Origin of the sequence: Agromyces neolithicus (genome assembly GCF_039529735.1) — a bacterium.
Taxonomy (GTDB): Bacteria; Actinomycetota; Actinomycetes; order Actinomycetales; family Microbacteriaceae; genus Agromyces; species Agromyces neolithicus.
The window spans coordinates 1-12,019 of sequence record NZ_BAAANJ010000011.1; the positions used below are offsets into that span (position 1 = coordinate 1).

The 12,019-nt window shown below is 68.8% G+C and carries 8 protein-coding genes; all 8 read right to left on the reverse strand.

Annotated elements, in window-relative coordinates; translation table 11 throughout:
- Window positions 1-110 precede the first annotated feature (110 nt).
- From ABD164_RS13520 to ABD164_RS13555, 8 genes are read right to left on the reverse strand one after another with little or no spacing between them, the layout of a single operon-like run.
- Entirely contained in the window at window positions 111-1,748 is a 1,638-nt protein-coding gene (locus tag ABD164_RS13520; RefSeq protein WP_344296820.1) for a PucR family transcriptional regulator, read from the reverse strand.
- A gap of 10 nt (window positions 1,749-1,758) precedes the next feature.
- Window positions 1,759-2,871 (reverse strand): o-succinylbenzoate synthase, encoded by a 1,113-nt coding sequence (gene menC, locus ABD164_RS13525; RefSeq protein WP_344296821.1) that lies wholly within the window; start codon window positions 2,869-2,871, stop codon window positions 1,759-1,761.
- A complete protein-coding gene (locus tag ABD164_RS13530) occupies window positions 2,868-3,701 on the reverse strand; it encodes a GNAT family N-acetyltransferase (protein WP_344296822.1) in 834 nt (277 codons plus the stop codon). Before ABD164_RS13530 ends, menC begins: the two co-directional genes overlap by 4 nt.
- Entirely contained in the window at window positions 3,701-4,819 is a 1,119-nt protein-coding gene (locus ABD164_RS13535; protein ID WP_344296823.1) for a M20/M25/M40 family metallo-hydrolase, read from the reverse strand. The genes ABD164_RS13530 and ABD164_RS13535 overlap by 1 nt, the downstream gene beginning before the upstream one ends.
- Complete coding sequence (locus ABD164_RS13540; RefSeq protein WP_344296824.1) at window positions 4,803-8,174, reverse strand: serine hydrolase; 3,372 nt, start codon at window positions 8,172-8,174, stop codon at window positions 4,803-4,805. The genes ABD164_RS13535 and ABD164_RS13540 overlap by 17 nt, the downstream gene beginning before the upstream one ends.
- Complete coding sequence (locus tag ABD164_RS13545) at window positions 8,171-8,941, reverse strand: ABC transporter ATP-binding protein (RefSeq protein WP_344296825.1); 771 nt, start codon at window positions 8,939-8,941, stop codon at window positions 8,171-8,173. The genes ABD164_RS13540 and ABD164_RS13545 overlap by 4 nt, the downstream gene beginning before the upstream one ends.
- Window positions 8,938-10,947, reverse strand: coding sequence for a dipeptide/oligopeptide/nickel ABC transporter permease/ATP-binding protein (locus ABD164_RS13550; RefSeq protein ID WP_344296826.1), 2,010 nt, complete (start codon window positions 10,945-10,947; stop codon window positions 8,938-8,940). The genes ABD164_RS13545 and ABD164_RS13550 overlap by 4 nt, the downstream gene beginning before the upstream one ends.
- On the reverse strand, window positions 10,947-11,948 hold the full coding sequence (locus ABD164_RS13555; RefSeq protein ID WP_344296827.1) for an ABC transporter permease: 1,002 nt from the start codon (window positions 11,946-11,948) through the stop codon (window positions 10,947-10,949). Before ABD164_RS13555 ends, ABD164_RS13550 begins: the two co-directional genes overlap by 1 nt.
- Between the last annotated feature and the right edge of the window lie 71 nt (window positions 11,949-12,019).

Consider the following 12,019-nt stretch of genomic DNA (forward strand, 5'->3'; position numbering starts at 1 on the left):
GCACGCCGAAGTGGGTCAGTTGTCCCACTTCGGCGACTCTAGGCACCCGCGGCCTGAAGCGCAAGCGCGCACGGCGTGACCCCGACCATGAGCCATCGCGTTCGCTGCGATCAGGCCTCGTGAGGCGGGAACAGGCGCAGTTGAAGCATCGCAGCGAACCGGTGATCGGGATCGTCCAGGTCGATGCCGCTGATCTCGCTGAGCCGCCTGAGCCGGTAGCGCAGTGTGTTGGGGTGCACGTACAGCTGGGACGCCGCCGCCGAGACATCTCCGAACGCGTCGAGCCACGCCATGAGCGTGCGAACGAGTTCGCTGTCGTTGCGGGTGTCATGCTCGATCAGGCTTGCGATCGCGCCGTCGGGCCGATCCGCACGTGATGCGACCAGATCGCGCAACTCCAGCATGAGCGACGCGGTGTGGACATCCTCGAGCCGGGCGACCCGCCCGGCTTCACCCGTACGCAGCACGCGCAGCACCCGATCGACGACCGCGCGCGAATGCGCGATGCCCGCGATCTCAGCATCGGGCGGGCCGACCGCCGCACGTGCGGGCATTCGCCCCGCGACCCTGTCGAGGAAGTCCTGTGCGACCTGCACGGCGCGCCCTTCGGCAACGTCCGCCTTGCCGGATGCGGGCACGATCGCATAGGCGACCTCTCCCACCTGGGCGACGGCGGCGCCGGGTTTGACTGCGGAAAGGTGCATGGCGAATGCATCCGCGAACCTTTGCCGTTCCCCGAGTAACTGGTCGGCGCGGACGACCGACTCGCGCAGCGCGTCCGACGCCAGCGAAGCCCCGATCACCAGCACCCGCTGGCCCCTCAGACCCAGCCGTCCGAGCGCGTCGGGTGCACCCGCACCACCCTCGAGCGCCGTGCTCACGAGTTCGGTGGCGAGCCGTCGCTGAACATCGGCGCCGGCGCGCACCCGCAGCAGGTGGAGCGCGACCAGCTTGGCAGCGTCACGCAGCGCATCGGTGCGCTCACGCGTGAGGGGCCCGTCCATCGCGGCCCAGATCGAGCCGAGCACCTCGTCGCCTGCACGCACCGCAAGCGCGACGCGCTGCGTCGTCAGGCCCTCGCTGCCCACTTCGAACGGTTCGACGACGACGGGGCGGTCTTTGCGATAGAGGTCGCGAAAGACACCCTGCTGGGTGAGCATGCGCGCGTACCGTTCGGGCACCTGCCGGCCGAGAATGGTCTCGGCACGCGACGGGTCCGCTTCCTCCTGCCGGCCCGAGAAGGCGAGCACCCGACTCGAGCGGTCCTCGATGGTCACGGGCGCATCGATCAGGGCTGCGATGGCGTTCGCGACCGCGAACAGGTCCCCGAGCGGGAGCCCGCCGAGCGTTTCGGGCTCGGCATCGCCGATATCGCCCTCCGCCAGGATCGAGCGCAACACCGCGGCGATCTGCGACCAGGTGGCACCGCGAGCCAGCCCGAGCACGGCAACGTGAGAGGCATCGATGGCGGAGCGCAATTCGTCGGTCAGCGCCACCGGGGCCCGCACGACGAGGGCGACGGCGCCGTGCGCACCGAGTGTGTCGACGAGCGCGGGGAGCGCCTCGCCCGAGACGGCGACGCCGAGCACGAGCGCCCGCTCAGGAAAGGCGGGTTCGTCGACCGGGTCGTAGATGACGACTCCGCCGATGTCGCCGACCCCGTCGATGTCGCCGTGCACGAGCTCGAGCAGAGTCGCCCCGAGGTCGTCGAGTACACGCGCCAGACTCGATCGCGCCCGTTCGCTCATGGTCGGCAGCCTAGGACACCGCGGGAATCCACTCGGTCGAGGTGGTCAGCTCGTCGAGCATCTCGGCGATCGGCTCGACGCCCAGCCCCGGCCCGGTCAGCACGTCGATGTGGCCGTCAGCCATGACGAACGCCGGTGTGAGATCGGCGCGGTAGAACCGGTCGCTCGCCGAGATGTCGCCCGGCAGCGTGAATCCCGGCAGTGACGCCAGTGCCACGTTGGCCGCACGGCCGAGGCCCGACTCGATCATGCCTCCGCACCAGACCGGGATGCCGTTCGCGACAGCAAGGTCGTGGATGCGCCGCGCCTCGAGGTAGCCGCCGACGCGACCCGGCTTGATGTTGATCACGCTCGTGGCACCGAGCTTGATCGCAGCGGCCGCGGTCTGTGCCGAGGTGATCGATTCGTCGAGGCAGATCGGGGTCGTGACGATGCGCGCCAGCTCGGCATGTCCGATGACATCCTCCTCCTCCAGCGGCTGCTCTATCAGCAACAGGTCGAAGGCGTCGAGCTTGGCCAGGTGCCGCGCATCTCCCAGGGTGTAGGCGGTGTTGGCGTCCACCTGCAGCAGCACATCGTCACCGAAGCGCTCGCGCACCGCGCGCACCGGCTGGACGTCCCATCCGGGCTCGATCTTCAGCTTGATACGCACATAGCCCGCGTTGAGGTAGCCGCCGACGGCGTCGAGCAACTGCGGGATGGTGTCCATGATGCCCACCGAGACACCCGAAGGCACGGAGGAGCGCACCCCGCCGAGCTCGCGCGCGAATGAGCGGCCCCCTGCGCGGAGCTCGGCGTCGAGCACGGCCATCTCGAGTGCGGCTTTCGCCATGCGATGACCCTTGAAGTGCTTCAGCGATTCGCCCACGGCGTTGGCATCTGCCACATCCGCATCGAACAGCGTCGGAATGAGGAAGCGACGCATCACGTCCTCCGCGCCGTCGGCGTATTCGGGCGAGTAGATGGGGTCGGGAAGCGTGACGCACTCGCCCCAACCTTCGGAGGTGTCGGTCACGGCACGCACCAACAGGATGTCGCGCTCGGTCTGGGTGCCGAACGAGGTGCGGAACGGCGACACCAACGGCATACTCACCCGGCGAAGTTCGAAACCCTTGATCTTCATGAAGAATCTCCTCTCCGTGCACCGGGGTGCACGGCGTCTCTTGCGGCGGGCTGCACGACGTAGCCCGCCGCACGATCGAACCCGACGATGCGGCCGCCTGCACCGAGCTGTTCGGTGAGCCGCTCACGCACGGTGATGCGCCACTCGTGGGCGAGCGCAGGATCGCTCCTGCGCATCGACTCGATATCAGGTGGAATCGCGATGAAGACGGTCTCGTGCTGGCCGGAGTCGACACGCGGTACGCGGCCTTCGTGCGCGGCCGACACCACGATGGGGTCACGCAACTGCCAGCGCACCAGCAGCCGGTCGGTCTCATCGTCGCCGTTGATCACGTCGGGGATGACGCCGTAGAAGTTCGAGAGGTACTCCACGGCCACCGCGCCGAGCTTGGCGAGATTGAAGTATGCGTTGCGGGCCACGAGTGGATCGAATGTCCAGACGATCACCGGGATGTCTCGTGCCAGCGCCCATGCCCGTTGATGCTGCTTCATCGCGAAGCCGACCGAACGCCCCGTCAACGCCGGTGCGACCCCCGCGATGTGGCTGTGCAGCGCCTGCTCCTGCGGAGTCGAGTGGAAGCCGATCGTCGCCCCCACCAGGCGATCGCCGTCGAAGGCACCGCAGATGTAGTTGCCGGCCTTGCTGAATGCACGCAGCAACTCGGGCGTGATCGGCAGGTTGCCCGGTCGGCCCCAGATCTCTGCGAGCAGACCGGCGGTGGCGTGCAGTTCACCGATGCCGTCGAGTTCACGCACCGTCACTCCGGATGCCGCGGCCGCGGCATCCGCTGCCATCACCGACTCGTGCACCGTGTCGACCTTGCTGTCCATCAGGCCACCTCTTCCGCGAGCAGATCGGCGATGAGTGCCGAGAGCAGGGCCGTGCGCGGTGCGAGTTGCGCCACGATGACATGCTCGTCGGCCGCGTGTGCACCCCCGCCGACGGCACCGAGGCCGTCGAGAGTGGGCACGCCCATCCCGGCGGTGAGGTTGCCGTCGCTGCCACCGCCGACGGCGACACCCTCGAACGGCTCCAGGCCGAGCTGCGCACCCAGAACCGTTGCCCGCTCGAACAGCCCATGCGAGGCCTCGCGCTCGAGCGGCCGCCGGTTCGGCCCGCCGAGCACCACGAGCTCGGCACCCGGCAGCACCGGCTTCAGCGCTCGGATCGCCGCATCGACACGGAGCTGTTCGGCGGTGGTGCGCGCACGCACGTCGATGTACACGGATGCCGCGGCCGGCACGGTGTTGCCCGCCGTGCCGGAATCGGCCAGCGTGGGTGTGACCGTCGTGCCGGCAGCGGCGTCTCCGAGCGCCGAGGCCGCGAGCACCTGGTGGGCCAACTCGACGGTCGCGTTGACACCGCGTTCCGGGTCGAGGCCCGCGTGCGCAGCCCGCCCGTTCACCCGCAGTTCGTACCATGACACGCCCTTGCGCTCGGTCTTGAGCGCTCCGCCTGGAGCGCTCGCCTCCGTCACGAGTGCAGCGCGCGCACCGGATGCCTCGGCCTCGATCAGTTCGCGTGAGCTCGGCGACCCGACCTCCTCATCGCCGGTGACGAGCAGGCAGACGCCGTCACGTGCGGGCAGCGCGGCGATGGCGTGCATCGCCATCACGACGCCGGCCTTCATGTCGAAGCATCCGGGTCCTGTGAGCACCCCCGCGTTGACCTCGACCGGGTGCACCGCGAGCGAGCCGAGCGGCCACACGGTGTCGTGGTGGGTGAGCACGAGCACCTCGGTTCTCGCGCCGAACCGCCAGCGCAGGTGCGTCGTGCCGTCGATGACGATGCGCTCGGGCTCGTCGCCGAGCAGTTCGATGCCGAGTGACGTCACCTCGTCGGCCGAACGTGCGACCGCCTCGGCGTCGCTCGACGGCGACTCGCATTCGAGCAGGCGGCGTAGACCCGCCAGCAGGGCGACGGTGTCGAAGTCAACGAGGAGTGGCAAGCTCGCTCACCTGCTTCGGCGTGGCTCGGGCGCCGAAGTGCAGGTACTCCTCGCCACCGGGCAGCGCGTAGAAGGTCACGGGCATCCACGTTTCGGTGCCCGGTTCCCGCAGCACGTAGAGGTTCTGCGAAACCGGCGTGAGGTCGTATTCATCGATCGGGTCGGGCGTCATCTCCGCGAGCACGCCGGTCACCTCGGTGCGAAGGCGGGGCCCCTGATCGCCCAAGAGCACATCCACGAGCACTCCCGAGCGCTCATAACGCCCCAGGTGCGGCGTGATGTCGACCGCAGGCGTCTCGGCCGGCGGCTCGATCGGGCGGCGCATGTCGATGCCCGACAGTTCGGCGAAGACCTCGCGGTACACGTCTTCGTAGAAGTCGTGGGTGTTGCCGCCGTTGGTCAAGAGCGCAACGGCCACGCCGGTGTCTGGGTGGATGCGCAGGAACGCGGCCTGTCCGAGGGTGGTGCCGTCGTGGCCGTACAGGCGTGCACCATTCCAGTCGAAGCGGATCCAGCCGAGGCCCCACGAGTCACCCAGCGTGTACTTGTCGGGCACATCGGCCTGAAGCTGCTGCATCTGAGCGGCGTGCTCCGCCGTGAGAAGCCGCGAACCGTCGGCGGCCACACCGCCCGCGAGGTGCATGCGGGCGAACTGCAGCACGTCAGCCACGCGCGCCGTGATCAGGCCGGCTGGGCCGAGCGAACGCGGCAGCCCCCACACGGGCGTCACGACCTGCTCGCCATCGGCGTCGATGTGACCGACCGCGGCAGCGTGAAGGATCGCCTCTTCGGCAAGGGTGACGGTATGGTTCAGTCCGAGTGGGGCGAAGAGCAGTTCCTTCATCGCGGTGTCCCACGTCTTGCCCGTGACGACCTCGATGATGCGGCCGAGAATCGAATAGCCCGAGTTGCAGTACGACCAGGTCGCCCCGAGCAGGTGATTGGGCGTCGAACTCGACAGCGAGTCGACGTACTTCTCCAGGCAGTCGTCACCGCGGCCGGTGTCGGTGAAGATGTCGCCGTCGATGCCGCTGGTGTGCGTCAGCAAGTTCCACACCGTGACGCCGGCAGCGATCTGCTCGTCGTCGATGCGAAAGCCCGGCAGCACGTCGGCGACCTTGGTGTCGAGGCTGAGCTTGCCCTCCTCGATCAGGCGCATGATCACGGTCGCGGTCCACACCTTCGAGATCGATCCGATCTGGAAGATCGAGTCGGCCGTCACCGGTGCGCCCGTCGCCACGTTGCGGTTCAGCGTTCCGGTGGCTGCGACGACGAGATCGTCAGCGCGTTCCTCGGCGAAGCGCAGGATACCCAACTGCGCCCCGGGCACGTTGTGCTTGGCGGCGAGCCTGTCGAGTCGGCGCTGCCAGTGCTCGGCATCGATCGGGGCAGGGCGCGGGCCAGCGGCATCCGCTGCATGGCGCTCCACCCACTCGGCCACCCTCGTGTTGTAGTCGATGCGGTGGCTGGGCTTTCCCATCAGCGGGAACATGTGGCTGCCACCCGGGTAGAGCACCATGCGGGTGGGCACGCCGTTCTCGCGCAGGGCGAAATACCACTGCTCGGCCTGGCCGACCGGGCAGCGCACGTCATCGGCGCCGTGCAACACGAGCGTGGGGGTCGTGACGCGTTCGACGTGCGTGAACGGCGACAGCTCGGCGAGCCGTGCCCTGTCGGCGTCGCGCCACGGCATCAGGCCGATCTCGACGACGTTCATGAGGTGCGCATCGTCGCTGGTGCCGCCCAGGCTGGTCAGGTCGGAGACGACCCCGCCCGTGACCGCTGCGGCGAACCGGTCGGTGCGACTGGTGAGGTAGCAGGTCATGAATCCGCCGTAGCTGTAGCCGGCGACGGCCACACGCTCGGGGTCGGCGACGCCTTCTGCGATGAGCTGGTCGATCGGTTCGAGGAAGTCGCGCGCGTCGGCCTCGCCCCACGCGGCGAAGACGGCGTCGTAGAACGACTCGCCATAGCCGTCGCTACCCCGCGGGTTGAGCATCAGCACCGTCCAGCCGCGCGCCACCAGCTCGTGGTGGTAGAAGTGCATGTCATCGACGGCGCCGTTCCACGCGTTATGCGGGCCGCCGTGCACGTCGACCAGCAGCGGACCGGCACCCGTGGTGTTCTCGTCGCGCATCATCCAGCCCTCGACCCTGACGCCATCGCTGATCTCGAACTCACGCGCCACGCGCGGGTAGAGCGCGATGTCGGCGGTGTTCTCGCCATGCGCCGTGATCACCTTCTCGGCACCGGAGGCGAGCTCGATGCGCATCAGCTCGCCGAACGAGGTCGCGGTGGCCAGTGCGATCACGGCGACGCCCGCGGCGACCGACAGCCCGCTGACCACGTCGTTCTCGCCGCCGTGCACCAGGCGGGGTGTGCCGCCGTGCACCGGCACGGCGTAGAGGTGGGTGCACCCTCGGTCGCGAATCGCGAACAACACGTCGCCGTCAGCCGTGAACTGAGGGCGCGCGCCAGGGTACCCGGGGGCGCCTGCCATGACGTTGCGGTCGAGTGTGCCGGCCAGGTCGGAAACGGCTCCGGTTGCGGCCTCGACGTGGAACAGCCGGGCGTGGCCGCGCACCTCGTGCTCCCACCCGATCACGATGAATCCGCTGCCGTCGGGCGTGTAGGTCACGGTGGCCGCGACGCCGTCGGCGAACGCGACCAGCACCGGACGGGCCTTCGGATCGGTTGCGTCGATGGTGTGCACCGCCGACACTGTGGCGAGGTCGTCGGCGCCGTGGGGCTTCACCACGTACGCGAGGGTCGAGCCGTCGGGGCTCCAGGCGGGGCTGCCGACGTGCGCATCGCCATCGGTGAGTTGACGCAGTTCACCGGATGCCACATCGACGACATGCAGTTGCATGCGCGTGGTGCGCACATGACCCGTGCCGTCGACCTGGTACTCGAGACCATCCGCGACGATCGGCGCCGCCGTGCGGCGCACGCGGTCGTCATCGGTTTCGTCGGGAGCAGCGTGCGCGTCCACTGGTGCCGCGAAGGCGATCCGGCTGCCGTCGGGACTCCAGAACGGCTCCCCCGCGGTGATCGGCAGGTGGGTCAACTGAGCGGGCTCGCCGCCGTCGGCGGGCATCGTCCAGAGCTGCCCGGCGCGCTGGAAGGCGAGGGCGGAGCCGTCGGGTGAGAACGCCGGGCTGGTGTCGCTGTCGCCGTGGGTCAGCTGACGTGCGTTGCCGTCTGCATCGGTCTGCCAGAGAACCGTGACGGCCCGGTCGGCCTGCTGTTCGTTGCTCCGAACGACGTATGCGACGCGCGAGCCGGCCGGGTGTACAGCGGGCTGGCTGGGGATGTGCAGCGCGAAGAGGTCATCGATGCGCAGTCTGCGGGTCACGTTCGTGCTCCTTCATGTTTGGTGAGCGGTTGCCGGCCGGGGATGGCGGCCAAGAGCGTGCGGGTGTATTCGTGCTGGGGGCGCGTGAGCACCCGTTGGGCCGGGCCATGCTCGACGATCCGTCCGCGGTACATCACGGCGATCTCGGTGGCCACGTATCGCACCACGGCCAGGTTGTGCGAGATGAAGAGCATCGACAGACCGAGTTCAGCCTGCAGTTCGCGCACGAGGTTGAGCATCGATCCCTGGATCGACACGTCAAGCGCCGAGGTGATCTCGTCGGCGATCAGCACCTCCGGTCGACCGGCGAGCGCGCGGGCGATCGCCACGCGTTGGCGCTGACCGCCCGACAACCGTGCCGGCGAGGAGGCTGCGTGGCGCGGATCGAGATGCACCTGATCGAGAAGCCGCTCGACCTCGGCAGCGCGTTCGACGCGACCGAGCCCGCGTGGCAGGATCTCGGCGATACTGGCGCCGATCGTCATGCGAGGGTCGAGCGACGAGTACGGGTCCTGGAAGACGATCTGCAGCGGCCGGCGAGCGCGATTCTGCACCAGTGGCCGACCGTCGAGAAGGATCCGGCCCGACGCCAGCGGTGCCAGGCCGACCGCGGCACGGGCGAGCGTGGACTTGCCCGAGCCCGATTCGCCGACCAGGCCCACGATGCGACCGCTGGGAACGGTCAGGTTCACGTCTTCGAGCGCGGTGACTGCGTTTCTGCCGCCGCCGAACCGCACCGTGACAGCGTCGAAGCTCAGTTCGCTCATGATTGCACCTCCACGACCACGTCGATCGATTCGGCCGCCCCGAACTGCTCGGCTCCGGCCTGCTCGGCCCCGACCTGATCGGCCTCGACCTGCTCGGCCGTCTCGAACGGGTCGGCCGCGGCATCCGCTGCGAGATTTGGAAGCGGCTCCCCCGCGTGCCAGCAGGCGGCGCGGAAGTCGTCCCGCACCGGCGTCAGCTCTGGATCGGCAGTGCGGCAATGCGCGTCGGCGAGCGGGCATCGCGCGGCGTACGCGCATCCGTGGGGCAGTTGGGCAGGGTCGATGGGCCGCCCCGGAACGGTCGCGAGCGGACGATTCAGGTCGGTCTGCATGTCGGGCACGGCGGCCAGCAGTGCCCGCGTATACGGATGCGCGGCCTCCTGCAGCCGGTCGGCGGGCAGCTCCTCCACGATGCGGCCCGCGTACATCACGAGCACCCGATCGCACACTTCGGCGACCACGGAGACATCGTGGCTGATGAGCAGCAGGGCGACATCGTCACGGCGGCGAATCGACTCGAGCAGGTTCAGCACCTGCTGCTGCACCGTCACATCGAGCGCGGTCGTGGGCTCGTCCGCGATGATGAGCTGCGGCGCCGCCATCAGGCCCATGCCGATCATGGCGCGCTGTCGCATGCCACCCGAGAACTCATGCGGGTACTGCCTGGCTCGGCGTTCGGGGTCGGTGATTCGCACCGCGCCGAGACGCTCGACGGCGCGGGCCAGCGCATCGCGCTTGCTCGAATCGCCGTGCTGGCTGGCCACCTCGGCCAACTGGCTACCCATCCGCTTGGTCGGGTTGAACGAGGTCATCGGGTCTTGGAACACCATCGCCAGCGAGGTGCCGAGCAGCTTGCGGTGCGAAGCTTCGTCACCGTGCAAGAGGTCTTCGCCGAGGAACCTCAACCCGTCGGCCTCGACTTCGCCGGGATGCTCGACCAGCTGGGCGATCGACAGCGCGGTCAGGCTCTTTCCCGAACCCGACTCTCCCACGATGCCGACGGCCTCGCCGCGACGTATCCGCAGGTTCACCCCGCGCACGGGCGTGATCTCGCCGTCGGGGCCGGGAAAGCTCACGCGCAGGTTCTGCACGTCGAGCACCGTGTCGGCATGCTCCGGCTCGGATGCATCGATCGCAGGGGATGCGGACGGCTGCGGCATCCGCCTGACCAGCCGACGCACCGGGCCCGCACCGACCTCTATGCCGAGCGAGCGCGCTGCCGCCTCGCCCACCAGGTTGAACGCCAGACCCGCGATCACGACCGCGATACCTGGGGCCAACGCAGCGAGTGGGTTGATGTAGATGCCCGCCAGTCCGTCCATCATGAGTCGGCCCCAGTCGTACTCGGGCGGCTGTACGCCGAGGCCGAGGAACGACAACCCCGCGAACGCGAGCAGTGCGCCGCCGGCACCGATGGTCGCATTGACGATGAGCGGCTCGCCGATGTTCGGAAGGATGTGGCGGGTGAGCACGCGCAGCCGCCCGACGCCACCGACGCGTGCTGCGGCAACGAAGTCGCGCGCGGCCACGGCTGAAACCAGTGTCTGGCAGAGTCGCGCGAACGACGGAGCCCCCGCGAATCCGACTGCGAGCACCGCCCCCTGCCAGCCGCTGCCGAAGATCACCGCGAAGAACAGCGCCAACAGCAGACCGGGGAACGCGACGGCGATGCCGACCAACCAAGTCGCGGGCTTACCGGCCCTGCCGAGCAGCAGCGGCAGCACCCCGAGGATGAGACCCGCCACGACCGCGATGACGGTCGCGGCGATGGCCAGGAAGACCGAGAGTCGTGTGGCGACCAGCACGCGTAGCAGCAGGTCGCGGCCGAGGTTGTCGGTGCCGATCGGGTGCTCGGGCGACGGGCCGGCGAGCAGGTCATCGGTGTCGACGACCTCCGCTGCATCGCCCCAGAGGATTGGCGCGAAGATGGCGGTCAGCAGCACGAGAGCCATCAGCGTTGTGGCGGCGATGCCGAGCGGTGTACGCAGAATGCGCCTGGTCTTCATCAGTCCTCCGCCACGGTGGTACGCGGATCGAGGGTGACCAGGATCGCGTCGACCACGGTATTGATGATCAGCACCCCGAGGCCATAGACGAGCACGATGCCCTGCACCAGCGGGTAGTCCTTGGTCTGGATGGCTTGCACGATCGTGCTGCCCAGCCCTGGCCAGGCGAAGACGTTCTCGACGAGTACCGTTCCTGCAACAAGTGCGCTCAGTAGGAGTCCGCGGAGGGTCAACGACGCGGTGACCGCGTTCGGCAACGCATGGTTGAGGTAGATCCGCCACGCGGGCAGGCGCTTCGCGCGTGCCGTGCGGACGAAGTCGGACTCGAGCACGCCGAGCATCTCGACGCGCACGATGCGGGCGAGCACCGCGGCCGGCCCGATCGAAAGGGCGAGCACGGGCATGATGTAGGACTCCGGTCCGGAACGCCCGGCGACGGGCAACCACCCGAGCGTCACGCCGAAGATCCACACGCCCGCAACGCCGAGCAGGAAGTCGGGGATGCTCGACATCAGAACGCTGCTCCCTGTGAAGCCGAGCTCGAGGTTGCGGCCACGATCGCGCCGAGTCGCCACGGCGACCGCGACGCCGAGCGGGATGGCGATGAGGATCGCGACGAGGAATGCCAGCACGGCCAGCGATGCGGTTGCGGGCAGGCGCTGCGCGATGGTGTCGATGACGGGCAGCTGCGAGCCGATCGAGGTTCCCAGGTCGCCGGTGAACAACCCCTGCAGATAATTCCAGTACTGCAGCAGCAGCGGATCGTTGAGACCCAGCGCCTCCCGGCGGGATTCGACGATCTCGGCCGAAGCGGTCGGCCCCATCGCGGCGCGGATCGGGTCGCCCGGGATCAGGTGGATCATCAGGAACGACGCCGTGATCAGCACCCAGAGGGAGGCGAGCAGGCGGCCGCCGCGGCGGAGCGTGAAGCCCAGCCAACGGCTCTGCGGCCGATTGGCGGAACGCACCGACTCAGCGGGAGCGGTCGCAGCTGCAGTCATGGAGAGGTCGTCTTTCGTTGGAGTGTGACCGGATGCGGCGCTGCGTGGAGGGGACGCAGCGCCGCAACCGG